The 23940-nt window shown below is 71.0% G+C and carries 24 protein-coding genes; 9 read left to right on the top strand and 15 right to left on the bottom strand.

All coding sequences use genetic code 11. The features are described 5' to 3' along the window. Positions 1-183 precede the first annotated feature (183 nt). From V5P93_RS08330 to V5P93_RS08305, 6 genes are all read right to left on the bottom strand, one after another. On the bottom strand, positions 184-1071 hold the full coding sequence (locus V5P93_RS08330) for a 1-acyl-sn-glycerol-3-phosphate acyltransferase (RefSeq protein ID WP_104483227.1): 888 nt from the start codon (positions 1069-1071) through the stop codon (positions 184-186). A 6-nt stretch (positions 1072-1077) separates the two neighbouring features. Then, the gene (locus V5P93_RS08325; protein ID WP_104483226.1) at positions 1078-1842 is read right to left on the bottom strand and encodes a GNAT family N-acetyltransferase; all 765 of its coding nucleotides are present in this window, start codon (positions 1840-1842) and stop codon (positions 1078-1080) included. Positions 1843-2002: 160 nt separating this feature from the next. Beyond that, complete coding sequence (locus tag V5P93_RS08320) at positions 2003-2971, bottom strand: electron transfer flavoprotein subunit alpha/FixB family protein (protein ID WP_104483225.1); 969 nt, start codon at positions 2969-2971, stop codon at positions 2003-2005. Positions 2972-2994: 23 nt separating this feature from the next. Further along, on the bottom strand, positions 2995-3780 hold the full coding sequence (locus V5P93_RS08315) for an electron transfer flavoprotein subunit beta/FixA family protein (protein ID WP_104483224.1): 786 nt from the start codon (positions 3778-3780) through the stop codon (positions 2995-2997). A gap of 333 nt (positions 3781-4113) precedes the next feature. After that, positions 4114-4707: a DUF397 domain-containing protein gene (locus tag V5P93_RS08310; protein ID WP_104483223.1), complete on the bottom strand. Its 594-nt coding sequence runs from the start codon at positions 4705-4707 to the stop codon at positions 4114-4116. 319 nt (positions 4708-5026) lie between these two features. Further along, a complete protein-coding gene (locus tag V5P93_RS08305; RefSeq protein ID WP_245931758.1) occupies positions 5027-5902 on the bottom strand; it encodes a helix-turn-helix transcriptional regulator in 876 nt (291 codons plus the stop codon). Positions 5903-6071: 169 nt separating this feature from the next. Between V5P93_RS08305 and V5P93_RS08300 the strand changes: the two genes are divergently transcribed. Genes V5P93_RS08300 through V5P93_RS08285 form a run of 4 tightly spaced genes read left to right on the top strand, consistent with a single transcriptional unit; the run spans position 6072 to position 10488 of the window. Continuing rightward, positions 6072-6911: an SAM-dependent methyltransferase gene (locus tag V5P93_RS08300; RefSeq protein WP_104483221.1), complete on the top strand. Its 840-nt coding sequence runs from the start codon at positions 6072-6074 to the stop codon at positions 6909-6911. A gap of 53 nt (positions 6912-6964) precedes the next feature. Beyond that, positions 6965-7714, top strand: a complete 750-nt coding sequence (locus tag V5P93_RS08295) for a bifunctional 2-polyprenyl-6-hydroxyphenol methylase/3-demethylubiquinol 3-O-methyltransferase UbiG (RefSeq protein WP_181043925.1) — start codon at positions 6965-6967, stop codon at positions 7712-7714. Continuing rightward, positions 7711-9225, top strand: a complete 1515-nt coding sequence (locus V5P93_RS08290; protein ID WP_104483220.1) for a glycoside hydrolase family 57 protein — start codon at positions 7711-7713, stop codon at positions 9223-9225. Before V5P93_RS08295 ends, V5P93_RS08290 begins: the two co-directional genes overlap by 4 nt. 12 nt (positions 9226-9237) lie before the next feature. After that, positions 9238-10488 (top strand): glycosyltransferase family 4 protein, encoded by a 1251-nt coding sequence (locus V5P93_RS08285; RefSeq protein WP_104483219.1) that lies wholly within the window; start codon positions 9238-9240, stop codon positions 10486-10488. An 81-nt stretch (positions 10489-10569) separates the two neighbouring features. Here the strand turns inward: V5P93_RS08285 and V5P93_RS08280 are convergent, their stop codons facing one another. Both V5P93_RS08280 and V5P93_RS08275 read right to left on the bottom strand, forming a co-directional pair. Further along, positions 10570-10854: a hypothetical protein gene (locus tag V5P93_RS08280; protein ID WP_104483218.1), complete on the bottom strand. Its 285-nt coding sequence runs from the start codon at positions 10852-10854 to the stop codon at positions 10570-10572. A 470-nt stretch (positions 10855-11324) separates the two neighbouring features. Beyond that, positions 11325-12458 (bottom strand): hypothetical protein, encoded by a 1134-nt coding sequence (locus V5P93_RS08275; protein ID WP_104483216.1) that lies wholly within the window; start codon positions 12456-12458, stop codon positions 11325-11327. Between the two features lie 102 nt (positions 12459-12560). On the opposite strand from V5P93_RS08275, the gene V5P93_RS08270 reads away from it, so the two are divergent. After that, positions 12561-13163 (top strand): phosphoribosylanthranilate isomerase, encoded by a 603-nt coding sequence (locus tag V5P93_RS08270; RefSeq protein ID WP_104483215.1) that lies wholly within the window; start codon positions 12561-12563, stop codon positions 13161-13163. Here the strand turns inward: V5P93_RS08270 and V5P93_RS08265 are convergent. The 7 genes from V5P93_RS08265 to V5P93_RS08235 all read right to left on the bottom strand — a co-directional run bounded on the left by V5P93_RS08265 (position 13138) and on the right by V5P93_RS08235 (position 20313). After that, complete coding sequence (locus tag V5P93_RS08265; RefSeq protein ID WP_104483214.1) at positions 13138-13818, bottom strand: class I SAM-dependent methyltransferase; 681 nt, start codon at positions 13816-13818, stop codon at positions 13138-13140. The genes V5P93_RS08270 and V5P93_RS08265 overlap by 26 nt on opposite strands. Before the next feature lie 785 nt (positions 13819-14603). Beyond that, positions 14604-14999 (bottom strand): rhodanese-like domain-containing protein, encoded by a 396-nt coding sequence (locus tag V5P93_RS08260; RefSeq protein ID WP_104483213.1) that lies wholly within the window; start codon positions 14997-14999, stop codon positions 14604-14606. Further along, complete coding sequence (locus V5P93_RS08255) at positions 14996-15538, bottom strand: cysteine dioxygenase family protein (RefSeq protein ID WP_104483212.1); 543 nt, start codon at positions 15536-15538, stop codon at positions 14996-14998. Before V5P93_RS08255 ends, V5P93_RS08260 begins: the two co-directional genes overlap by 4 nt. 208 nt (positions 15539-15746) lie before the next feature. Further along, a complete protein-coding gene (gene glgX / locus V5P93_RS08250) occupies positions 15747-17867 on the bottom strand; it encodes a glycogen debranching protein GlgX (protein WP_104483211.1) in 2121 nt (706 codons plus the stop codon). 73 nt (positions 17868-17940) lie between these two features. Beyond that, positions 17941-18579, bottom strand: coding sequence for a hypothetical protein (locus V5P93_RS08245; RefSeq protein WP_104483210.1), 639 nt, complete (start codon positions 18577-18579; stop codon positions 17941-17943). Between the two features lie 10 nt (positions 18580-18589). Next, the gene (locus tag V5P93_RS08240) at positions 18590-19927 is read right to left on the bottom strand and encodes a putative T7SS-secreted protein (RefSeq protein WP_104483209.1); all 1338 of its coding nucleotides are present in this window, start codon (positions 19925-19927) and stop codon (positions 18590-18592) included. Next, positions 19924-20313 (bottom strand): WXG100 family type VII secretion target, encoded by a 390-nt coding sequence (locus V5P93_RS08235; RefSeq protein WP_104483208.1) that lies wholly within the window; start codon positions 20311-20313, stop codon positions 19924-19926. Before V5P93_RS08235 ends, V5P93_RS08240 begins: the two co-directional genes overlap by 4 nt. A gap of 174 nt (positions 20314-20487) precedes the next feature. Here V5P93_RS08235 and V5P93_RS08230 point away from each other — a divergent pair, with 174 nt between their 5' ends. The 4 genes from V5P93_RS08230 to V5P93_RS08215 all read left to right on the top strand — a co-directional run bounded on the left by V5P93_RS08230 (position 20488) and on the right by V5P93_RS08215 (position 23802). Then, positions 20488-21255 carry an ABC transporter ATP-binding protein gene (locus V5P93_RS08230; protein WP_104483244.1) on the top strand — a complete coding sequence of 256 codons (768 nt, stop codon included), beginning with the start codon at positions 20488-20490 and terminating at the stop codon, positions 21253-21255. Between the two features lie 75 nt (positions 21256-21330). After that, a complete protein-coding gene (locus V5P93_RS08225; RefSeq protein ID WP_104483207.1) occupies positions 21331-22110 on the top strand; it encodes an enoyl-CoA hydratase/isomerase family protein in 780 nt (259 codons plus the stop codon). Beyond that, the gene (locus V5P93_RS08220) at positions 22100-23056 is read left to right on the top strand and encodes a class I SAM-dependent methyltransferase (RefSeq protein ID WP_104483206.1); all 957 of its coding nucleotides are present in this window, start codon (positions 22100-22102) and stop codon (positions 23054-23056) included. The genes V5P93_RS08225 and V5P93_RS08220 overlap by 11 nt, the downstream gene beginning before the upstream one ends. Further along, a complete protein-coding gene (locus tag V5P93_RS08215) occupies positions 23056-23802 on the top strand; it encodes an acyltransferase (protein ID WP_104483205.1) in 747 nt (248 codons plus the stop codon). Before V5P93_RS08220 ends, V5P93_RS08215 begins: the two co-directional genes overlap by 1 nt. Positions 23803-23940 lie beyond the last annotated feature (138 nt).

Raw genomic sequence — 23940 nt, 5'->3', positions numbered from 1 at the left:
GGGCACGTTCCCCATTGCCATGGCCCCCGCGAAATGCGCTGAATGGAGGTACCCCAGTGGGAAGCGGAGAACGACGCGATCCGGTCGGCGCACTCAGCGCCCCGAGCGAAGCCGATACCGTTCCGCGCAAACGCGCGGAGCGGGCGCGACCGGGTTCGGTCGCACCCGCTCCGGCGAGCATCGCTACGCGGCGGTCTTGGGCTTCCTCCTGCGCGGTACCAACGGGGAGACCCGGCGGGTCTGGGTCGGGATGGTGACCCGGCCCAGCGCCGAGTTCACCGCCGCCTCGGCCAGCTCCGCCAACTGCGCGCGGTTGTCCGCGCGGCCCGGTGCCAGCTCGTCGAGCACCCGGACCTCCAGGACCAGGCCCTTGAGCCGCGCGGTCCGGCGCACCGATTCGATGATCGTCTCGGTGCCGATGAAGGCGGGGGCGGGCGTCTCGGGACCGTTCGCCACCCGGTACCGCAACGCGATGGGGCGGACCGGGACGCCGCCGTCGATCGCGGCCTGGAACAGGGCGGGCCGGAAGCGGCCCATCCCGCCCTGGCCGCACCAGGTGGTCCCCTCGGGACACACGTAGACGAGGGATCCGCCGCGCACGGCGGTGGCCACCGAGGCGACCGTGTCCGGCAGGGTCCGGAGCCGTTCCCGGTCCACGAACAGCGTCCCGGCGGCGGCGACCACCGGTCCGAGCACGGGCCAGGCGCGGATGTCCTGCTTGGCCAGCGCGCGCATCGGCCGGACGGCGTTGACCGCGGCGATGTCCAGCCAGGAGATGTGGTTGGCGACCACGAGCGCGCCGCGGCTGCGGCCCGCCCTCAGCTCGTCGGCTCCGGTGACGACGAGGCGGACGCCGACGGCCCGCAACAGCGTTCGGAAGATCGCCTTGGCGACGAACTCCCTGCCCCTGCGGCCGATCAGCGGCAGCAGCGGGGCGGACAGGGCGGCGGCCACCAGGACGGCGACGGCACCGCAGAGACGGAGGGCGGCGTGCAGTGGGCCGACGGTCGGCTCGTCGCCGGTGAGGCAGGACGGGCCGCAGGGTGACGTGGGCATCCAGGCGTGCGCCATGGTGTTCTACTCCCCCAGGAAGAACTTCAGATAGCGTTGGTCGACGTTGGCGAGGTCAAGCAGCACGAGGAAGTCGGCGACGCCGAAGTCGGCGTCGAGCGCGGGCGGGCCGCAGACCTTGGCGCCCAGCCGCAGGTATCCCTTGAGCAGCGGCGGGATCGCCGTGCGGGCGGGGGCAACGACCGACTCCGGGTCCCACGGCGTGCGCGGGTGCACGCGGCGGGAGTCGTCGCTGTAGTGCTTGGCGCGCACGGTCTGCCAGACGCCCGCGGCCAGCGCGCCGCCGTCGGCCAGCGGGACCGAGGCGCAGCCCGCGAGGAAACCGTGGCCGGACAGCAGCATGTAGCGCGCGATACCCGCCCACACCAGGCTGACCACGGAACCCGAGCGGTGGTCGGGGTGCACGCAGGAGCGACCGGTCTCCACCAGGGCGCCGCGGATGTCGGCGAGCGCGGAGAGGTCGAACTCCGTGTCGGAGTAGAGGGATCCGGCCTCGACGGCGCGTTCCGGCGGCAGCATCCGGTACGTGCCGACGATCTCGCCGGTGGCGTCCGCGCGCACCACGAGGTGGTCGCAGAACTCGTCGAACCGGTCGACGTCCACACCGGGGGTGGGGGTGTTGAGCTTGGCCCCCATCTCCTCGGCGAAGACCTGGTAGCGCAGTCTCTGCGCCGCCTCGACCACGTCGCCGTCGTGCGCGACGAGCAGGGAGTAGGCGGGTGCGTCGATACCGGGCTTCGCAGTGCTGAGCAGCACCTGGGCCTGCGTCATAGCTCAGGTTAAAACCACGTTGGCATCCGGTTCGTGCCCCATGTCGTGACGCATCGGTGGCAAGTGAGTGAATTGCCGGTTTGTGTGTTCGGTGTGTGGACCGAAGACGACAAATGGGGCGGTCCCCAGTGCGGGAACCGCCCCAGTGCGCCTACTGCGATCAGCCCTTGCGCTTGGTGACCTCGTCGGTCAGCACGGGCGCGACCGCGAACAGGTCGCCCACGACGCCGAAGTCGGCGATCTCGAAGATCGGCGCCTCGGCGTCCTTGTTCACCGCGACGATCGTCTTGGCGGTCTGCATGCCCGCGCGGTGCTGGATCGCGCCGGAGATGCCGAGCGCGACGTACAGCTGCGGGGACACCGTCTTGCCGGTCTGGCCGACCTGGAACTGCGCCGGGTAGTAGCCGGAGTCGACGGCCGCGCGGGACGCGCCGACCGCCGCGCCGAGCGCGTCGGCCAGCTTCTCCACGACCTCGAACTTCTCCGCCGACCCGACACCGCGGCCGCCGGAGACCACGACGGACGCCTCGGTCAGCTCGGGCCGGTCACCACCGACCACCGGCTCCTGGCCGGTGATCTTCGTGGCCTTGGCCGCGTCCACCTCGGGCACCTTGACCGACTCCTCGACCGCGGCACCGGGCGCCTGCACGGCCTCCACGCCGCCGGGGCGGACGGTGACGATCGGGGTGCCGCGGTTCACCTTGGCCTTGACGGTGAACGCGCCGCCGAAGATGGACTGCACGCCCACCACGTCGCCACCGGCGGACTCCACACCGACCGCCTCGATCAGCAGACCGGAGCCGGTGCGCACGGCCAGCCGACCGGCGACCTCCTTGCCCTCCGCGGTCGCGGGCACCAGCACCGCGGCCGGGGACGCCGCGCCGACCAGCACGGCCAGCACGTCGACCTTCGGGGTGACCAGGTAGCCGGGCACGTCGTCGGACTCGGCGACGTAGACCTTGGCGGCGCCGTAGGCGGCCAGCGACTCCTTGACCTTCGCGGCGGTGCCGGGGGCGGCGACCACGACGGCGGCGGGCTCGCCCAGCTCGCGGGCCGCGGTCAGCAGCTCGAAGGTGACCTTCTTGACCTCGCCGTCGACCTCGTCGACGAGAACCAGGACCTCGGACATCGTTCTCTCCTCCTCGCCGCTTCTCAGATGAGCTTCTGGCCGACCAGGAACTCGGCGATCTTCGCGCCGCCGTCCCCGGAGTCCTCGACCCTGGTGCCCGCCGAGCGCGGGGGCTTCGGGGTGGCCTCCAGCACCGAGGTGCTGGCACCGGCCAGGCCGACCTCGGCCGCGTCGATGCCCAGGTCGGCGACCGTGTAGGTCTCGACCGGCTTCTTCTTGGCGGCCATGATGCCCTTGAAGGACGGGTAGCGCGGCTCGTTGATCTTCTCGCCGACGCTGACCACCGCGGGCAGGCTCGCCCGCAGGTGGGTGAGACCGGTGTCGGTCTCGCGGACCACGGTGATCGTGGAGCCGTCGACGGTGACCTTGCGCGCGTGGGTGAGCTGCGGGTAGCCCAGCACCTCGGCCAGCATCGCGGGCACGGCGCCGCCGCGGCCGTCGGTGGCCTCGTTGCCCGCGATCACCAGGTCGACGCCGTCGACCTTGCCGATCGCGGCGGCCAGCACCCGCGTGGTCTGCAGCAGGCAGGCGCCGTGCAGCGCGGGGTCGCTGACGTGCACGGCCTTGTCCGCGCCCATGGACAGCGCCTTGCGGATCGCGTCCGTGGCCCGGTCGGGTCCGACGCTGAGCACGGTGACGTCGCCGCCGTGCGCCTCCTTGAGCAGCAGCGCCTCCTCGACGGCGCGCTCGTTGATCTCGTCGAGCACCGCGTCGGCGGACTCCCGGTCCAGGGTGTGGTCGGCGTCGGAGAGCTTGCGCTCCGAGTAGGTGTCTGGCACCTGCTTGACCAGGACAACGATGTTTGGCATGGGTCTTCTTCGACCTCCTGGGACGAGCACCGCGTGGCGGCCGACGAGGGTGTCGTCGGGCTTTGACGGCGATTTTCCTGCGGTTCCGCCGACCTTGCCATGCCGCGTGGCCACCCGGCACGGTGGGCTTTGCCACCGCTATGTTACTAGCCAGTAGCGCGTTGGCAATCGGGACCCCGCACGCGGGCGGGTGAGCGTGCTCACCGTGCTCGCGCGCGGGCGGTCGGAAGACGCCCGAAGGCCATCCCCCAGCAGTGGGGATGGCCTTCGAGAGGTGATGACCAGTGGCGCGCTGGTCGGATCACAACAGCCGGTAGGTGGCGGGCGGTCGGCTCACGCCGACGCCGGAAGCCACTTGGCCCGGCCCGGGGACGTGGGCACCCAGCAGCCCGCGACCGCGCCCGTGGCGCGGTCCTGGCCACCGAGCGACCCCGGCGTGCGGTCGTCCGGGAGGTCGATCATCTGGCGCAGCACCTCGGCCGCCCAGCCCTCGCGCCGCCACAGCCAGGAACTCGGGTTGAGCACGTCGTCCGCGTCCGCGGGCAGCCGGGTGGCGATGACCTCGTCCTCGGCGTGCAGCCGGACGACATCGATGACGTTGTGGTGGGCCCGCACGCCGACGACCGCGGCGATCTCGCCGCTGGGGTCGCGCGGGTGCAGGAACTCGAAGCCCCGGGACACGAGCTTGCGCAGGTAGGCCTCGGCCGCGTGCGCGGCGTCCGGGGTGGTGATGACGCCGCTCTTCACCGCGTTGGTGAACGACGCGATGACCGCGCCGGTGAAGACGAGCGCGGGACCCGTGGTGTTCTTGGAGTCGCGGATCGCGGTACGGGTGGCGTCCACCGGCGACACCTCGACGCAGTTGCCCACTGCGCCACTCCGGCTCCCCTTGCGCCAGCGCGCTCCGGGCACCGCGTCAGCCGCCATTCCGTTGCGAAACTCAGACACTGGACCTCGCCTTCGGCAGTCACTCAGTGCAGATGCATGTGCATTGGCAGTGACGACCGTAACACGATCCGGCGGCCCAGCAAATGCACGTGCATCCGAACGGGCCATTCGCACGGACGATTGCCCGTGCAATAGTGACGGAAGCAACCACTGGACGGGCGAACCACCGTCACCCACCAGTTCGGAGTCCCGGGGCGTGGCGGAAACCCGCGCGACCGACCGGTCGCGAAGGAGGCCCCGGTGCCGGGGTGGGCGCGGGAAAATTCCTGGAAGGTCGGACAACTCGCCGGGCGAGTCGTCAGATCTCCTCGCGGCGCTTGCTGAGCAGCTGGCGCGAGCGGCTGGGCGTCTCGGCGTCGACGGTGAGCCGGTCCACGACCCGGCTGTAGCGCTCGATCTCGTCCACGCGGTCGAGGAACAGCGCGCCGCCGAGGTGCTCGATGTAGACGATGTCGGGCAGCTCGGCCTCGTTGAACCGCAGCACGGTGAACGAGCCCTCGGCCGCGTAGCCGCTGAGCGGGTAGGGCACGACCTGCAGGGTGATGTTCGGCAGCCGGGTCAGCTCCAGCAGGTGGTCGATCTGCTCGCGCAGCACCCGCGGACCGCCGATAGGACGGTGCAGGACGGACTCGTCGATCACCGCCCACAGCTTCGGGGCGTCGGTGCGGTGCAGGACCTTCGAGCGGGACATGCGCAGCGAGACGCGGCGGTCCACCTCGTCCTCGTTCAGCTCCGGTCTGCCGTGCCCGGCGAGCATCCGCGCGTACTCCTCGGTCTGCAGCAGACCGGGCACGAACTGCAGTTCGTAGGTCTGGATGCGGGAGGCGGACTCCTCCAGACCGACGAAGTCGTTGAACCACGTCGGCATCAGGTCGCTGTAGCGGTGCCACCAGCCCGGCTCGTTGGACTGCTTGACCATCGCCAGGAACTGGGTGCGCTCGGTCTCGTCGTGCACGCCGTAGAGCGTCAGCAGGTCGGCGACGTCGCGTTCCTTGAACCCGACCCGGCCCAGCTCCATCCGGCTGATCTTCGACTCGGAACCCCGGATGTGGTACCCGGCGTCCGCCCGGGTGATGTCCAGGGCCTCGCGCAGCCTGCGCAACTGCGACCCCAGCACGATCCGCCGCGCGGTGGGCCCGGCGCCTTGCGCGCCGTCGCCTCGGTCCTCGGCCACGTCCAGTCCTCCCGCCACTGTGCACCGTCCAGCGCTGCCGGGGATCCGGGACCATCCGCACCGCGGACGGCCGCGAACCCGGTGTATCCCGGGTCTTGCCCGAACCCCTAGGGTGAGCGTACTCCTTGGGTGCGCACCGTCCATGATCCACGACGCTCTGTGAGGAACAATGGCGACCTCCTCCCCATACCCCTCCGAGCACGAGGTCCCCGCCTACATCGACACCTCGAAGGCGAGCATCGCCCGGGTCTACGACGCGTTCCTCAACGGCAAGGACAACTACGAGATCGACCGCGAGGTGCTGCACCGCGTGCAGCGGGTGGCACCGGAGGCGGCCCAGTTGGCCTTCGACAACCGGGAATTCCTCATCCGCGCCACCCGGTTCATCGCGCTGCAGACCGGTATCCGGCAGTACCTCGACTGCGGCTCCGGCCTGCCGACCGCCGAGAACACCCACCAGGTGGCCCAGCGCATCCGCCCCGACTCGACGGTGATCTACGTCGACAACGACCCCGTGGTGCTCGCGCACGGGCGGGCGCTGCTGGAGGAGAACGACCGCACGCACTTCATCGCCGAGGACATCTTCGAGCCGGAGGCCGTGCTGGACAACATGATCGTGCGCAAGAACCTGGACTTCGACGAGCCCATCGCGCTGTTCCAGTTCGGCACGATCCACCACTACGACGGCGCGCGCAGCCCGCGGGACATCATGACCACGTACATCGACGCGCTGCCCCCGGGCTCGATGGTCGGCATCACGCACTTCTTCGACCCGGAGACCTCCGACCACAGCCCGCTGGCCCGGCGCATGGAGGACGTCTTCCTGCACAGCCCGATGGGCACGGGGGTGTTCCGCACCATGGCGGAGATCGAGGGCATGTTCCCCGGTTTAGAGATGATCGAGCCGGGGGTCGTCCGATGTGCGGAGTGGTGGCCGGACGGTCCGCGGATCAAGCCGCTCGACGAGGTCCAGTACTGCATCGCGGGCGGGGTCGGCGTCAAGCGCTGACCCGCGGCGTACCGGCCGGTAGGTGACCGGCGGGCATCGGCTAGCGTGCCCGCGTGTCCACCGAAACGCCAGGCCTGCCGCTGACCGGCGAGCGCACCGTGCCCGGGATCGCGGAAGAGAACTACTGGTTCCGCAGGCACGAGGTCGCGTACGTCCACTTGGCGGAGCGCTGCGCGGACGCGGTCGTGTTGGAGGCGGGGTGCGGCGAGGGCTACGGCGCCGACCTCTTGGCCGCGCGGGCGTCTTTCGTGGTTGGGCTGGACTACGACGCGTTGACGGCGTCGCACGTCGGTAAGGCCTACCCGGATGTGAGGGTGGTTCGGGGGAATCTTGCCGGTCTGCCGTTGCGCACGGGATCTGTCGACGTAGTGGCGAACCTTCAGGTGATCGAGCACCTGTGGGACCAGGAGGGTTTTCTCGCGGAGTGCCGTCGGGTGCTGCGGCCGGGTGGCCTGTTGTTGGTGACCACGCCGAACCGGATCACCTTCTCCCCCGGGCGCGACACCCCGCTCAACCCGTTCCACACGCGGGAGCTGTCGGCGTCCGAACTCGACGGGTTGGTGCGGGACGCGGGGTTCGCGGTGGAGTTCCTCGGCGGGGTGCACCACGGTCCCGCGCTGCGGGAGGTGGATCGGCGCTTCGGCGGGTCGGTCGTCGACGCGCAGGTGGCGGTCGCGATGTCCGGGGGCGGGTGGCCCGAGGACCTGCTGGCGGCCGTGGCGGGAGTGCGGGTCGAGGACTTCGAGATCCACTCCGACGACGTGGACGCCAGCCTCGACCTCGTCGTGGTCGCGCGGGCATGAGCGAGCCGGTCGGCGGGTTCGCGCTCGTCCTGCACAGCCACCTTCCCTGGTTGCCGCACCACGGGACGTGGCCGGTCGGTGAGGAATGGCTCTACCAGGCTTGGGCGCACTCGTATTTGCCGCTCGTGGACCTCTTGCGTCGTTTCGCCGAAGAGGGCCGTCGGGACGTTCTTACGCTCGGCGTGACACCGGTGCTCGCGGCGCAGTTGGACGACCCGTACGCGTTGCGGGGTATGCACGACTGGCTGGGCAACTGGAACCTTCGGGCGCAGTACGCCGGTGTGCGTTGGCAGGGCGGGGATTCCCGGCTGCGGGAGGTCGCGGCGGCGGAGTATCGCGCGTCGGCCGCCGCGTTGACGGAGTTCGAGTCGCGGTGGCGTCACGGGTTCTCGCCGGTACTACGGCCGTTGGTGGACTCGGGCGTGGTGGAGCTGCTAGGTGGTCCGGCAACCCATCCGTTCCAACCGTTGTTGCACCCGCGATTGCGTGCTTTCGCTTTGCGCACGGGTCTTGAGGACACGGCGTTGCGCGTGGGGCACGCGCCTGAGGGGATTTGGGCGCCGGAGTGCGGTTACGCGCCGGGGATGGAGTACGGGTACGCAGCGGCGGGGGTGCGCAGATTCCTGGTGGATGGTCCGGCGTTGCACGGGGATACGGCGTTTGCGCGGCCCGTGGGCGATTCCGACGTGGTGTGCTTCGGGCGAGACCTTGAGGTCACCTATCGCGTGTGGTCTCCGAAGGCCGGTTATCCCGGGGATAGCGCCTACCGTGACTTCCACACCTACGACCACCCTTCGGGGCTCAAGCCGTCCCGGGTCACCGGGCGCGGTGTAGCACCGGAGGACAAGAAGCCGTACGAACCTGCTCTTGCGGCGGACGCGGTAAGACGGCACGCGCGGGACTTTGTGGACACGGTCGTCCGCAGACTGGGTGACCTAAGAGCCCAACATGGTCGTCCGGGCCTCGTAGTGTCGGCTTACGACACCGAGTTGTACGGGCATTGGTGGCACGAGGGGCCTGCGTGGCTATCCGAGGTGTTGACCGCGCTTCCCGAGGCCGGTGTGCGGGTGACGACGCTGCGGGGCGCGTTGGAGGCGGGTTACCTGGGTGGGCCGGTGGAGCTACCAGCGTCGTCTTGGGGTTCCGGCAAGGATTGGCGCGTGTGGGACGGGGTGCAGGTCGCGGACCTGGTCGACGCGGGCGCGGAGTTGCAGCGCGACCTGCTCGACCTGGTGGACTCCGTACCCGCCGGGGTCGGCCGGGACGTGGTGTTGGACCAGGCGGTCCGCGAGGCGATGCTGGCGCTGTCGAGCGACTGGGCTTTCATGGTCACCAAGGATTCCGCCGCCGACTACGCCCGTAGACGCGCCAAAGCCCACGGGGAGCGCTATGCCGAACTGGCCTGGGGGCTGCGCACCGGCGCGGACCGCGCCGCCCGCGCCGCGGACCTGCGCCGGGTGGACGGCCCGTTCGGCGCCCTCGACGCACGGGCGCTGCGTACCAGCGAGTAGGGTTGCCGCACCATGCGCGTGCTGATGTTGTCCTGGGAGTACCCGCCGGTGGTCGTCGGCGGCCTCGGCAGGCACGTGCACGCCGTCGCCCGGCACCTGGCCGCCCTGGGCCACGACGTGGTGGTGCTGTGCCGCCACGAGGCGGGCACGGACGCGGCGACCCACCCCACCGAGGACGCGGTCCACGACGGCGTGCGGGTCGTGCGGGTCGCCGAGGACCCGACGCACCTGGTCTTCGAGGAGGACCTGGTCGCCTGGACCCTGGCGATGGGCCACGCGATGATCAGGTCCGGCCTGGCCCTGCTGCGCGGCTGGCGCCCGGACGTCGTGCACGCGCACGACTGGCTCGTCACCCACCCGGCCATCGCGCTCGCCGAGCAGGCCGAGGTGCCCCTGGTGGCCACCCTGCACGCGACGGAGGCGGGCAGGCACAGCGGCTGGCTGTCGCACCCGCTCAACCACCAGGTGCACTCGGCGGAGTGGTGGCTGGCCAACCGGGCGGACGCGTTGATCACCTGCTCGTCGGCGATGCGCGCCGAAGCGGCCCACCTGTTCGACGTCGACCCGGCGGGCATCACCGTCATCCACAACGGCATCGAACCGCGCAACTGGCGGGTGACCGCCAGAGCGGTGCGCGCCGCACGGGAGTCCTACAGCCCGGACGGGTCCCCCCTGCTGCTGTTCTTCGGGCGCTTGGAGTGGGAGAAGGGCGTCCACGACCTGATCGCGGCCCTGGCGAAGGTCCGCCGATCACACCCGGGCACGCGCCTGGTGGTGGCGGGCAAGGGCTCGCAGACGACCGCGCTGGTCGAACTGGCCCGGAAGTCCCGGGTACGCCGCGCGATCGAGTTCGTCGGCCACCTGACGGACCGCGACCTGATCGCGGCCCTGTCAGCGGCCGACGCGGTGGTGCTGCCCAGCAGGTACGAGCCGTTCGGCATCGTCGCCCTGGAAGCCGCCGCCGCAGGCGCCCCCCTGGTCGCCTCAACCGCAGGCGGCCTGGGCGAGGTGGTCATCGAAAACGAAACCGGCCTCTCCTTCACCCCCGGCGACACAGACGCCATGACCACCGCCATCCGCCGAGTCCTGAACGACCCGGTCGCGGCCCGCAAACGAGCCCGAGCCGCCAAAACCCGCCTCCCCCTGGACTTCGACTGGACCCGAATCGCGGAACAGACAATCGAGGTCTACCAAGCGGCCACCGTCACCCCTCACCCACCACTGGGCCGCCCAAAAATCGCCACCGGCAACGCCTTCGCCTAACCGGTCCCCACCGCGGGGACCACCAACTGTTGCCCCTCGGGCCCAAAGGACGGCCCACCCACCTCTGAGGGCTGCTTGACCTCAAGGGGTCATCGCGCCACCGTGTTCGACCAGCAGTTCGTTCAGCTTCTCGACGGGTTTGTACCAATCCAGGGACCGCGTCAGCCGCTCCACCAGGGTCAGGATCTGCGATTCGCACGCGGATCCAAGAATGAGATCGCCCTCCCAGAAGCCGGGCACGGCACGGTCCTCGGCCCCTTTCGGGCGCTCGCCGATGTTGACCACGCCTACGATCAGGTCATGCCTGGGCCGCTTCGCCGACAGTGACACCCATTTCGCCCGGCCCGACCGCAGGGCCTTGTACATCACGGCCCGCAATCGCCTTTCCCCTGGACGCACAGAGTCTGGTAGACCGTCTCGTGGGACACGCGCATCTCCGGCTCGGCCGGGAACTCCACCCGTATCCTGGTCGCGATCTGCCGCGGAGACCACCGCTCGCTCAACCCGGCCACCACGTAATCCCGCAACCGGCCCGACCGTTCCAACCCCCTCGGTCACCTCACCGATCAGGGCACATAATTCCTTGACACAGCCTCGACCGAGGCCAGTGGCAGGATACACAGACACGGCCCGTTTTCGAGAATGATGCGTGGTAGCCGAATTCTCGCAAACGGGCCGCTGTCACACGCTTCGGGGTGATCATTGCGGGGCGTGAATAAGCCTCTGCGGACGAATCCCGGGCATGTGGATAACCCGCGATCAGAGAATCTTCGGCGCGGGCACGGGCACCGGAGATACCTAACTATGCCCGAGGGGGCCGGTCCTGCCGGGCGGGGTCAGGCCAGGTCGAGTCGGCTGCGCGTAACGGCCACCCGAGGCCACCACGGCACGATGGCCTCCGCTTCACGCAGCGCCGCTCGGGCGGCGGGGTTGTTCCCCGCCGCCATGTGCGCCCGCGCCAAGGTGGCCAGGTCGTCGGCTCGGCCGAGGCGGTCGTCGCTGCTGTCGGCGGAGAGGCGAGCGAGGGTGACGGCCTTGTCCGCGTTGCCGAGAAGGAGTTCCCGCAACGCGCGGGAGCCGTTGAGTTTGTGGGTGGGGTAACCGAGGGTTTCCGCGTTCTCGAGTGCCTGCGCGGCGGTGCCCAGTCCTAGTTCGGGTTCCAACTGGCCCGCCTCGACGGTCGCGTAGGCCAGCCCCGCGAGGGCTGCGAACGCAACGGCCGCCTCCTGCGGCGTCTGCTCGTGGTCCCCGGCCAACGTCATCGCAAGGAGCAGGGCCTCGGCGTATCTGCCCTGCGCCTGCAGCACCAGCACCCGCGCGGCCGTCGCGGTTCGCAACGTCGGGTATTCGTCCGCAATGCGTGCGGCGAGGTCGACGGCGTGCTCGATGTCGCCGTCCTGGATGGCGTCGACGGTGCTGGTGACCAACGGTGCCGCGTCCAGTTGCCGTGCCCGCACACCGGTCAGCCGGAGCAGGTGCAGCAGGAGCCACCCGGTCGACGTCGAGCCCGCCGTCTTCCGCGGGACGAGCGCGTAGCCGACGGTGGCCGCGCAGCCGACCGCGACCGCGGTGCCGAAGCCGTTGCGAGCGGTGCAGGCGAGAACCACGGCCGTCGCCGTCGCCGCCACACCGAGCACGGCCGAACTGAGCGCCGCACCCCACATGCGCAGCCGCGCCGGGGATTTGCCGGGCCCGACCGACACCGACAGCAGCAGCGGCAGCGCCCGCAGCACCACAACGCGGCGCGGGGTGGTCCAGTCGACGACGCGGGTGCCGACACCGATGACGACCTGGTGGACGCGGGCGCCGGTGATCAGCGCTCCGGCGAGGAGGCCGAGTTGCAGGGCCAGCAGACCGGCGAGCAGGCCCGTCAGCTCGCCGAGGGCGGCCACGGGGAGGGCGGGTGAACCGTGCAGGGGTACCACCACCGCGCACACGGCCGCGGTCAGCAGGATGAGGGGGTGGCGCACAATTCGGAGGAGCCGCACGAGCAACAGACGCTACGCCAGGGTGCCGGGTTCCCCTTCCCGGTTGCCACGATCGAGTCGTGTTCCCGCAGGTAGTCTCGTGGGGTGTTCACCAAGGTCTGCGGTCTGCGCACCCCCTCGGACGTCGCGGTCGCCGTCGCCGCCGGAGCCGACGCGGTGGGTTTCGTGTTCGCCGAGAGCGCCCGCAAGGTGACGGTCGACCAGGCCCGCGCACTGGCCGCGGAAGTCCCCCCGACCGTGCTGACGGTAGGGGTCTTCGCGGGCATCCCCGCCGAAACCGCGGCCTCGATGACCCAGGACGCAGGCCTCGCGGCCATCCAACTCCACGGCGACTACCCCCGAGAGTCCTTCGCCGCCCTGGCGGACCTCCCGGTCAAGCTCATCCGCGCAACCGCCCTCGGCCCGGAGACCGAGTTGGCGACGGGCGCGTGGGGCGAGGACCTCCTCCTGCTCGACTCCCCGGTCGCGGGCTCGGGCGAACGCTGGAACCTGTCCACATTGGACAACCGACGACCGACCGGCGACTGGCTCCTGGCAGGCGGCCTCACCCCCGACAACGTCGCCACCGCCATCGCCGCCGCCCACCCCTGGGGCGTCGACGTGTCCTCCGGCGTCGAGTCGAGCCGTGGGGTGAAGGACCCGGACCTGATCCGAGCGTTCCTCAGCGCGGCCCGCGCCGCGCCCTGACCGCGAACACCATCGGAGTCGGGGATCCCCCCTCGGCGAACCGCTCGACGGCGAGACCGGCGTCGAGGAAGGCGTGCAGGAGTTCGGGCATCGACCAGTGCGCCGCACCGACCTTGTCGCGGAGCCCCTGGTCGGTCCACGAGTCCGTGGTCCAGTGACGATCAAGGTAACCACGCCGAACCACGACGGCTTCCGGGTCCGCGCGATCGGCGAACCCACCGCAGAAGCAGGGATGAACACCGACGTGCACCAGCACACCACCGGGCTCGAGCACCCTGGCCGCTTCCTGGATGATGTCGGGGTAGCCGGGCATATCGGTGTGCACCATGACGGAGACGACAGCCGGAATACCGCTGTCCCGAAAGGGAAGCCGCTTGGCATCGGCCAACGCGACAGGCAGGCGCAGCAGAGCGTGCCCGAGCATGCCGACGGAGAGATCAACACCGACCGGCACCCACCCAAGCTCCCGAACAACGTGCGCGTTGATGCCCGTGCCACAGCCGATCTCCAGGCAGACACCCACACCCTCGCCCAGCAGCTGACGGATGGTCCGATCGATGTCGAGCGGATCCCGCCCAGGCGCCCCCAGCGGGAGGCGTCTGCTGGTGAGGAACTGGTTCTCGTACCAATCCGCGATCTCGTCATAAGCCGCCATACCCCCAGTGCACCGACAGCCGACCACCCGCGCCACATGTTCAGCGCAGAGCCGAACCCCACATCCCCAACACCAGGTCCACCCCACCAACCACCGCCCGGCCGTGAGGCAACACAAGCCCACCCCCCACCAGCCACCCCCACAACCGCCGCAGGATCCCAGCCCCACTCAACGCGACATGTCCCCGCCGCAGCTCCAGGCCGTTCTGTTCCTTCCCGGACCGCCCCCGCGACCGCCGCAGAAGCCCAACCCGCCTCCCAGCGCAACGTGTTCCCGTCACCGAGTCCGAGCTGTTCCGTTCCTTCCCGGACCGCCCCCGCGACCGCCGCAGAAGCCCAACCCACCCCTCAACGCAACGTGTTCCCGCCACCCAGTCCAGCGGTTCCGTTCCTCCCCGGACCCACCCCTCAACCGCCGCTTGAGCCCAAGCCCCCACCAGAACGCAACGCGCCCCCGCTATACGCCTTGATTGGGTGGACTTGCTTTGCGTGGGGGGACGGACCTGCCAAGCTATCTCGCAGGTGGGGTGGGCTTGCCCCTCCCCACCGCTCTTCCCCACCGCAGGTCCGTAGGGGCCCCGCGCAAAGCAAGTTCACCCAATCGAGGACGCCCATGATTTTCGCGTGGGGCCGGACCGATCAACCCAGCAGACCCGCCAAGCCGCACTCCGCGACCATGAAGACGGTCAACGCACGCCTCCGGCCCCCAATGCCAATTCTAGCCAAGGGGACCAACAGTTCCGAGCGAAGACGATCAAGCCTGTGGACAACCCCCGCAAGCGTTTGCTAAGGGATCGCGGGTGTCCCACCCTCCCGAACCGGTAAGCCCGCCGCCTTCCAAGCCCGAAACCCACCAACCAAATCAGTCGCGTGTGCCAAGCCGAGCCGCTGGAGGTCACGGGCGGCCAGCGACGAGGCGTAGCCCTCGTTGCAGAGGACCACTACCGGAGTGTCCCTGGTGAATCCACCAATCCGGTGGCTGCCCCCCGGATCCAGCCGCCACTCCAGGTGGATCCGTTCGATCGGGACGGCGTCCGGGATCTCTCCTTCCGCAGCCCGGTTGGCGATCGGGCGGATGTCGACGAGCAGCGCTCCCCCCTCCTGCAACCGCAGGGCCGCGTGGGGGTCCACTCGGGTCAGCGTGGACCTGGCGTCCGCCAAGAGATCATCAACGGCGCTCATCGGGGGAGTCGCTGGATCGGGAGGGCCGGGATCTCGTCCGGCACGTCACGCAGGCTGGCGTAGTTGCGCGTGGGAACCAACGGCGGCGAATACGCGTGCACGCTGGCCGACTGGGCTCGGCTCAGGTTCTGCACGATGTGCGCCCGTCCCTGTCCGAAGCCGATCGAGTCGCCTGGGCTGTGCAGGGAGTTGCGGATCGGGCCCGCCGGGTAGCGGTAGGTCTCCGCCAGTTCGCCCAGCAGGACCGTGAACGAACCGGACGCCCCGCCGTGGTCGTGCGGGGCCGTGCCCTGGCCGGGCAGCCACGAGAGCAGCCAGACCTCCACCTCGTCGGTCAGCGCCAGTCGGGTCCACCAGCGCTGCGGGCTGGCGAACCGCACGACGTCGAGCAGGCGGGGGGCGTGGTCGGTGACTATCGACGACGTCAGGTCGCGCAGTTCCCGTGGTGTCCACAGTGGATCACGTGGGGCGATCAGCTCGCCCAGCGCCTCCTGGTCGAACCGGGGGTGTACCTCGACGTCGAAGACCGGGGTGCTCATGACTTCTCCTCGTTCGGGTGTCAGCGGGTGACAGGTGAACGCGGCGCGGCATGGCGTCAGGTTTGAGCCGTGCGGCGGCGCGTGGGCCTACAGCCGCACGACGCCACCAGCAGGAGATCGATCGTGCGGTCGCACCAGAACAGCAACGGGAACAGCGACCGGGTCACGACGCGATCGTGGCACGGGCCAAGCGGCCCGGCCACGTGTCTCACGGATTGATACGTGGTGCGCGCAACAGCAGCAGGGTGCGGCCGGGCAGCACGATCCGCTTGCCTGGGGGAAGGGGGTCCGCGTCCTTCGGGACGCCCCGCGCGGTGCCGCTGTCCAGCACCGGGATGTACCTGCGGCCGTAACGGTCACCTGGTAGCGCGACCTCGGCGTTGTCGGCGCCCGCGTGCAGCAGCAACAGCCACGAGTCGTCCGCGACCAGTTCGCCCTCGCGGTTGCGGGACAGGCACTCGGAGCCGTCGATCCACATGCCGATGGTGCGGCGGCCCTCGTCGAACCAGTCGCCCTCGACCATCGGTTCGCCGTCGGGCCGGAACCAGACCAGGTCCGGTTCGCCGGAGCGGGTGGGGCGGCCGTCGAAGAACTGCGGTTGGCGCAGCGCGGGCGAGTCGGCGCGCAGGGCGATCAACCTGCGGGTGAACGCCAGCAGGTCGTCGCCGCGCTTGTCGGCGCACCAGTCCACCCATGACGTCTGGTTGTCGAGGCAGTACGCGTTGTTGTTGCCGTGCTGGGTGCGCCACCGCTCGTCACCGGCGACCAGCATCGGCGTGCCGGTGGACAGCAGCAGCGTGCCGAGCAGGTTGCGGGCCTGCCGATCGCGCAGCGCCAGCACCCCCGGGTCACCGGTCTCGCCCTCGATGCCGCAGTTCCACGAGCGGTTGTCGTTGGTGCCGTCGGCGCCGTGCTCGCCGTTCTCGTGGTTGTGCTTGTGGTCGTAGGACACCAGGTCGCGCAGGGTGAACCCGTCGTGCGCGGTGACGAAGTTGACCGACGACCACGGCCGCCTGCCCGCGTACAGGTCCGACGAGCCCGACAGCCGGTACGCCAGGTCGCGCAGGCCGGTGGCGCCGCGCCAGAAGTCGCGGACGCCGTCGCGGAAGCGCCCGTTCCACTCCGCCCACTGCACGCCGAACCCGCCGACCCGGTAGCCCTCCCCCGTCGCGTCCCACGGCTCGGCGATCAGCTTGAGCTTGGCCAGCACCGGGTCGCTGGTGATCGCGGTCAGCAGCGCGGCGTTCGGGTCGAACCCGCCGCCGCCGGGCCTGCCCAGCGCGCTGGCCAGGTCGAGGCGGAACCCGTCGACGCCCAGCTCGGCGGCGAAGTAGCGCATCGAGTCGGTGACCAGCCGCACCACGGTCGGCGAGCCGGGGTCGAGGGTGTTGCCGCAGCCGGTGAGGTCGATGTCGCGGCCGTTGCCGTCGATCAGGTAGTAGGCGGGCGCGTCGAACCCGCGCATGGACAGCGTCGGACCGGCGACCCCACCCTCGCAGGTGTGGTTGTAGACCACGTCGAGGATGACCTCGATGCCGACCGCGTGCAGCGCGGCGACCATCGTGCGGAACTCCTCGACCTCGTGGCCGGGGCGGCTGGCGTAGCCCGCGTGCGGCGCGAGGTAGCCCAGGGTCGAGTAGCCCCAGTAGTTGTGCCGACCGGAGCGCAGCAGCATCGGCTCGTCGGCGTGGGTGTGCACGGGCAGCAGCTCGACGGCGGTCACCCCGAGCCGGACCAGGTGCTCGACGACGGCCGGGTGCGCCAGGCCCAGGTAGGTGCCGCGCAGGTGCTTGGGCACGTCGGGGTGCAGCTTGGTGAACCCGCGCACGTGCAGCTCGTAGACGACGGTCTCCTCGAACGGCACGTCCGGCCGGGCGCCGGTGTCGGGTCCACCCGGTGAGGTGACCACCGACAGGGGGACGGAGCCGAGGGAGTCGATCCGCGAGGGAGCGCCGGTCATCGGGTCGCCCCGGTAGCCGCGGGTGGCGCCGAGGTCGGTGACCGCGCCCGCGATGCGCCGCGCGTACGGGTCGACCAGCAGCTTGGTGGGGTTGCAGCGCAGGCCGCGGCCCGGGTCGTACGGGCCGTGCACGCGGTAGCCGTAGCGCTGGCCGGGGGTGACGCCCGGGATGACGCTGTGCCAGATGCCGAAGGTGCGCTCGGTCAGCTCGATCCGCTGCTCCACGGGTTCGCCGTGGTCGCCGTCGGAGATCAGGCACAGCTCCACCGCGTCCGCGGCGGACGAGGCCACGGCGAAGCGCACGCCCCCCGCCTCGGGGTGGGCGCCGAGCGGGAACGGGTGTCCGGGGCGTGGGGCTGTGTGCGGCACCCGTCCATCCTGTACCAGAGTGCCGACACGATCGAGGCAACCGGCCCGGCGAAGATCGATTGACCCCCGTTCGTCAGAGCCGGAAGGTGTGGTTTTCGAAGGATTCGTCGTCGTCCGGCGGCGGAACCGGGGCCGGACGGGGCCGCTGAACCGGTTCCGTGTCCCCGGACGGCCGAGCCGAGGCCACCATCCGGGTGAACAACGCCTGGTGCGCGGCCCAGCCCCGGCTCGACGGGCTCGCCAGGGTCAGCAGCAGCATCCGCCCCGACGCGGGATCCGGGATGAACGCCTGCAACTGCACCACCGCGGGCCTGCCCTCCCGCGCCTGCTCGACGCCCGGCACCCGCTGCGCCACCACCGCGGGTCCCACGGCGCTCTCGACCACGACGGTCTCCCGCACGTCCGGGCCGCCGGTCTCCTCGACGGAGTCGCGCACCCGGTCGGCGGTCTCGAGGTCCCAGGTGGGCGGCACGGCCAGGGCGACGCCGGTCAGCAGGGCCGGGTCGGCGCCCTCCGGGGTGACCACGGCCATCAGCACCGCGCCCTCGCGCAGCGCCGCGTCCACGCCCTCGGCGGCCAGCGCCTCCAGGTCCGCCGCGGCGCCCGCCGGGACGTCGCGCAGGTCGCCGATGACGCCCGCGAACTCGGCGACGGCCCGGTCGGGGTCGTCCAGCGGCAGCGGGCGGACCGCGTCCGGCAGGTCCAGCCTCATCGGCGTCCCCTCACTTGAGCGGCTCCCGGAGTTCGGACGCCGTCATGTTGATGGCCGCCTTCTCCGCTCCCGCGCGACCCGGGTTGCCCGCGAGCTTGAGCAGTTCGATCTCCCGGCGCTGCGCGGGGGTGAACTCGACGCCCGCGGCCTGGGCGGACTTGACCGTGGTGTCGACGGCCGCGGTGAACGCGTCGCCCGCCGCGCGCAGCCTGCCGAGGGCGTCGCGCTGGGCCTGGGTGAACTTCTCGGGGTCCTGGAAGCGGGCGGCGACCTTGTCGCCCTTCTCGCGCAGGTCCTTGAGCGCCTTCTCGCGGATCGCGTCGCGGACCGACCCGTTGTTCTCGGCCAGTTCCCGCAGTTCGCGCAGGTCCTTGGTGAGCTTGCCCAGTCCTTCGGACTCGAAACCGCCGCGCGCGCCGTCCGCGGCGCCCTTGGTGACCCGCCGCAGCCTGCTGCCGCCCTCGACGGCGTCGCCAAGCAAGCCCTTGCCCGCACCGACCACGCCGGAGGTGATCGTGCGCCCGGGGATGGCGCCCAGCCCGATGTCGAGCCAGGACGGCGCGTTGGCCGAGCCGACGGCCTTCTGCCCCAGGCCAGCCAGCGTGTTCACCGTGCCCGCGCCCGCCGAGACCGTGCCCGCGACCGGGGCGACGGCCTCGCCGACCAGCGGGATCGCCAGCGAGCCCGCGGCGACGACGGCCGCGGCGCTGGAGACGATGCCGGAGGTGCGGGCGATGCCGTCGAGGACCTGGACGTCCCAGCCGTCGTTCTCCGGCTTGAACACCTCGTCGGGGCCGCTGCGGATCTGCTCGGCGGTCTCGTTCGCCTCGCGGAGGTGCTTGCGCTCCAGCCTGCGCGCGTCGTCGATGACCTTGTCGAAGGCGGCCTGGGCGGTGGACGCGGCGTCGACGGCGGCCAGGAAGGCGTTGTAGCGGGAGTCGTACTGGGGGTGCGAGGTGTCACGCGGGATGGCACCCGCGGCGGCGGATTCGGCGTTGGCGGCGTCCGAGGCCTGCTGCTTGAGCCGCTTGGCCTTGGCCTCCAGCTCGTCGGCCTTGTCCTGGTTGGCCTTCATCCGGCCAGCCCAGGTCAGCAGGGCCTTCGTGACGGCCTGCATGGACTCGGCGCCCTTGGCGATGCCCTTGGGCAGGTCGTCGCCGTGGTCGCTGAACTCCTCGGCGGCCGAACCGCCCCAGTCCGCGTCGTCGGTGATCTTGCACGCCTCGGTCAGCCGGGGCGTGACCTCACCCAGCATGGTCTGCACCTCGGCGAGGTTGACCAGCGTGGTGCGCACGGCGGCCTGCTCGCCGGGGACGGGGTCGAAGCCCAGGGTCGGGTAGCTCCTCACGGCGTGCCCCCGGGGTTGAGCACCTGGTCGATCGCGCCCAGCCGCCGAGCCGTGCCCGCGCGCAGGGCCTGCATCTGCTGCTCGGCCACGGTGTTGTTCACCAGCAGCCGCATCCGGTCCGCACCGCCCTGCTCGACCTGCTCGTAGTTGTCGACCGCGCGGCGCACGTTGTCGGCGATCTTGTCGATCTTGTCGCGCATCGACCCGAGGTCGTCGCGCCACTGGTCGGCGACCTCCTGGGCAGCGGCGGCCAGGTCCCCCGGCCCGAGGTCGCCACTGGCGCCCTGGAGCGCCCCGGCGGCGGCGTCGACCTCCTCCGCCAGCGCCTTCAGCTCCCCGACGCGGATCGCCAAACTCGTCGTGTCGACCGTGTATCCACCGGCCATGCCGCCCTCCCTCTCGCGTTCGCGGCAAGTCAACCCCGCCGCCGTACCGCGGACGGGGCGGGGTGCGCAGGGAGGCAAGCACGGGGCACGGGTGGGCAAAGGCAGAATGGCGCCGTGACCTCTCGGACTCAGCCCGACACGCACCCGGACAACCTCGACGACCTCGTGCTGCACATGGCGGACGTGGGGGTCCGCCGCGGCACCAACGACCTGCTCAAAGGCGTGAGCTGGAGCGTGGAGCTCGACGAGCGCTGGGTGGTGCTGGGCAGCAACGGCGCGGGCAAGACCACGCTGCTGCGCCTGGCGGGCGCCGAGCTGCACCCGAGCACCGGCACCGTGCACGTCCTGGGGGAACGGCTGGGCCGGGTGAACGTGTTCGAGCTGCGCACCCGCATCGGCTTCGCCACCGCGGCGCTGGCCGGTCGGGTGCCCGCCGACGAGAAGGTCGCCGACGTCGTGGTCAGCGCGGGCTACGCCGTGCTGGGCCGCTGGCGCGAGGAGTACGACCGGCTCGACACCGGCCGGGCCGAGGACCTGCTCAAGACCATGGGCATCGCCGGGCTGGCCGACCGCTCCTTCGGCACGCTGTCGGAGGGCGAGCGCAAGCGGACGCTGATCGCCCGCGCGCTGATGACCGACCCGGAGCTGCTACTGCTCGACGAGCCCGCCGCGGGCCTGGACCTGGGTGGCCGCGAGGACCTCGTGGCCCGGCTGACCGACCTGGCGCTGGACCCCGACGCGCCCGCGACCGTGCTGGTCACCCACCACGTCGAGGAGATCCCGCCCGGCTTCACCCACCTGCTGCTGCTGTCCTCCGGCGGGGTCGTCGCGCAGGGCCTGATCGAGGACGTGCTGACGGGGGAGAACCTGTCGGCCGCCTTCGGCCAGCCGCTGGAGCTCGAGCGCTCCGGCGACCGGTACTTCGCGCGCCGACGCGGCTAACCGACCTACCGACAGGTAACCTTTCGACGGTCGCGGCGATCCCGTGGCCGACCACCGACAGGAGGGCAGTGGACCGTGGGTGAGTTCGTTTCGCTGGACGTCGCGGACGGCATCGGCACCATCCGGCTGGACCGGCCGCCGATGAACGCGATCAACCGGCAGGTGCAGGCGGAGATCCGGGCCGCGGCGCTGGAAGCGGGGTCGCGCGCGGACGTCCGGGCGGTGATCGTCTACGGTGGACCGAAGGTGTTCGCGGCGGGCGCGGACGTCAAGGAGTTCGCCACGATGTCGTACACCGACATCAGCGACTACGCCCCCGAGCTGTCGGAGTCCCTGTCGATCGTGGCCGCGTTGCCGAAGCCGACCGTCGCGGCCATCACCGGGTTCGCGCTCGGCGGCGGCTACGAGCTGGCCCTGTGCTGCGACCGCCGGATCGCCGGTGACAACGCCAAGGTGGGGCAGCCGGAGACGCTGCTCGGCCTGATCCCCGGCGCGGGCGGCACCCAGCGGCTGACCCGGCTGATCGGCCCGAGCCGCGCCAAGGACATCGTCTACACGGGACGGTTCGTCAAGGCGGACGAGGCGCTGACGATCGGCATGGTCGACGAGGTCGTCGCCCCGGACGACGTCTACGACGCCGCGAAGCGCTGGGCGGGCCAGTTCACCACGGGCGCCTCGCGCGCGCTGGCGGCGGCCAAGGCGGCCATCGATGGCGGGCTCGACGGCGACCTCAACAGCGGTCTACGCCTGGAGACGACCCTCTTCGCCGGACTGTTCGCCACCGAGGACAAGACCACGGGCCTCACCTCGTTCATCGAGAACGGCCCAGGAAAGGCCGAATTCCATGGCCGGTGACCCAGCCCCCAACCCGCACGCCACCGCCGAAGAGGTGGCCGCGGCCTACGACGACCCCAAGCTCGCCAACGTCCTCTACCACGACTGGGAAGCGGGCACGTACGACGAGAAGTGGTCGATCTCCTACGACGAGCGCTGCATCGAGTACGCCACCGGCCGCTTCCGCACCGCCGCGGGCGAGCAGGGTTGGCCGTACGAGGACGCGATGGAGTTGGGCTGCGGCACGGGTTTCTTCCTGCTGAACCTGATGCAGGGCGGCGTGATCAAGAAGGGGCACGTCACCGACCTGTCACCGGGCATGGTCCAGGTGGCGCTGCGCAACGCGGAGGCGCTGGGGCTCGACGTCGAGGGGCGGGTCGCGGACGCGGAGCGCCTCCCGTACGACGACGAGTCGTTCGACCTGGTGGTCGGGCACGCCGTGCTGCACCACATCCCGGACCTGCCCGCGGCCTTCCGCGAGATCCGCCGGGTGCTCAAGCCCGGCGGCCGGTTCGTGTTCGCGGGCGAGCCCACGAAGGTCGGCGACTGGTACGCGCGCAGGCTGGGCCGCGTGACGTGGTGGCTGACGACCAACGTCACCAAGCTCGAACCGCTGCGGGAGTGGCGCCGCCCGCAGGAGGAACTGGACGAGTCCTCGCGCGCGGCGGCCCTGGAGGCCGTGGTCGACCTGCACACCTTCGACCCGACCGAGCTGGAGGCCCTGGCCGGGGACGCGGGCATGGTCGAGGTCCGCGCGAGCACGGAGGAGCTGTCGGCGGCGCTGTTCGGGTGGCCGGTGCGCACCTTCGAGGCGGCGGTCCCCCGCGAGAAGCTCGGCTTCGGCTGGGCCATGTTCGCCTACCGCACCTGGCAGCGACTGTCCTGGCTGGACGAACGCGTGCTGCGCAAGGTGCTGCCGCGCGAGCTGTTCTACAACGTCCTGATCACCGGCCGCAAGCCGTTCTGATGACGTCGATGTGGGGCGCCCCCCTGGCCTCGCGGCTGCGGGCCCGGGGTCGGCGCGACCCGGCCCAGGCCCGCTTCCTGACCGTGGCCTCGCTGCGCTGGGTGCTGCGCAACCGGGCCTACACGCCCTGGTACCTGGTGCGCTACTGGCGGCTGCTGAAGTTCCGGCTGGCCAACCCGCACGTCGTGCTGAGGGGCATGGTGTTCCTGGGCAAGGACGTCGAGATCCACGCCCGCCCCGGCTACGGCCGCCTGGAGATCGGGCGGTGGGTGCACATCGGCGACGGCAACGCGATCCGCTGCCACGAGGGGTCGCTGCGCATCGGGGACAAGGTGGTGTTCGGGCGGCAGAACGTCGTCAACTGCTACCTGGACATCGAGTTGGGCGAGGCGGCACTGGTCGCGGACTGGGTCTACATCTGCGACTTCGACCACGTGACCGCGGACATCACCCTGCCCATCAAGGACCAGGGCATAGCGAAGTCCCCGGTGCGGATCGGCCCGGACACGTGGCTGTGCACGAAGGTCACGGTCACCAAGGGCACCCGGATCGGTCGGGGCTGCGTCATCGGCGCCCACGCCGTGGTCCGCGGCGACGTCCCGGACTACGCGGTGGCGGCGGGCATCCCGGCGAAGGTCGTCCGCGACCGCCGCGCCGCCTTCGCCGCCGACGCCGACCGCCGGGAAGCGGTGGCCGACATGGCCCGCAAGGCGGCGAAGGCACTGCGGAAGACATTGGAGTCCTAGGGAACCCCTGCTCTATCAGCGGGGTTCGCCACCAGGCAGTCCCGCAGCACCGCTAGGTCGAACGACGACCAGCCCACCCATGCACGACCAGCAGGGTTGACCAGAACAGCCTCTTGTGCTGGGCGTTGGAACCCAAGC

Origin of the sequence: Actinokineospora auranticolor (assembly GCF_041897805.1) — a bacterium.
Lineage (GTDB): Bacteria > Actinomycetota > Actinomycetes > Mycobacteriales > Pseudonocardiaceae > Actinokineospora > Actinokineospora auranticolor.
The sequence above is the reverse complement of the archived record's forward strand: the minus strand, read 5'-3'. Positions and strand labels throughout refer to the sequence as shown.

Bases quoted from the DNA above. Each gene is read 5' to 3' on its own strand.
- V5P93_RS08330 (WP_104483227.1), bottom strand. From the start codon at position 1,071: ATGGCGCACGCCTGGATGCCCACGTCACCCTGCGGCCCGTCCTGCCTC.
- V5P93_RS08325 (WP_104483226.1), bottom strand. From the start codon at position 1,842: ATGACGCAGGCCCAGGTGCTGCTCAGCACTGCGAAGCCCGGTATCGAC.
- V5P93_RS08320 (WP_104483225.1), bottom strand. From the start codon at position 2,971: ATGTCCGAGGTCCTGGTTCTCGTCGACGAGGTCGACGGCGAGGTCAAG.
- V5P93_RS08315 (WP_104483224.1), bottom strand. From the start codon at position 3,780: ATGCCAAACATCGTTGTCCTGGTCAAGCAGGTGCCAGACACCTACTCG.
- V5P93_RS08310 (WP_104483223.1), bottom strand. From the start codon at position 4,707: ATGGCGGCTGACGCGGTGCCCGGAGCGCGCTGGCGCAAGGGGAGCCGG.
- V5P93_RS08300 (WP_104483221.1), top strand. From the start codon at position 6,072: ATGGCGACCTCCTCCCCATACCCCTCCGAGCACGAGGTCCCCGCCTAC.
- V5P93_RS08290 (WP_104483220.1), top strand. From the start codon at position 7,711: ATGAGCGAGCCGGTCGGCGGGTTCGCGCTCGTCCTGCACAGCCACCTT.
- V5P93_RS08285 (WP_104483219.1), top strand. From the start codon at position 9,238: ATGCGCGTGCTGATGTTGTCCTGGGAGTACCCGCCGGTGGTCGTCGGC.
- V5P93_RS08280 (WP_104483218.1), bottom strand. From the start codon at position 10,854: ATGTACAAGGCCCTGCGGTCGGGCCGGGCGAAATGGGTGTCACTGTCG.
- V5P93_RS08265 (WP_104483214.1), bottom strand. From the start codon at position 13,818: ATGGCGGCTTATGACGAGATCGCGGATTGGTACGAGAACCAGTTCCTC.
- V5P93_RS08260 (WP_104483213.1), bottom strand. From the start codon at position 14,999: ATGAGCGCCGTTGATGATCTCTTGGCGGACGCCAGGTCCACGCTGACC.
- V5P93_RS08255 (WP_104483212.1), bottom strand. From the start codon at position 15,538: ATGAGCACCCCGGTCTTCGACGTCGAGGTACACCCCCGGTTCGACCAG.
- V5P93_RS08245 (WP_104483210.1), bottom strand. From the start codon at position 18,579: ATGAGGCTGGACCTGCCGGACGCGGTCCGCCCGCTGCCGCTGGACGAC.
- V5P93_RS08235 (WP_104483208.1), bottom strand. From the start codon at position 20,313: ATGGCCGGTGGATACACGGTCGACACGACGAGTTTGGCGATCCGCGTC.
- V5P93_RS08230 (WP_104483244.1), top strand. From the start codon at position 20,488: ATGGCGGACGTGGGGGTCCGCCGCGGCACCAACGACCTGCTCAAAGGC.
- V5P93_RS08220 (WP_104483206.1), top strand. From the start codon at position 22,100: ATGGCCGGTGACCCAGCCCCCAACCCGCACGCCACCGCCGAAGAGGTG.
- V5P93_RS08215 (WP_104483205.1), top strand. From the start codon at position 23,056: ATGACGTCGATGTGGGGCGCCCCCCTGGCCTCGCGGCTGCGGGCCCGG.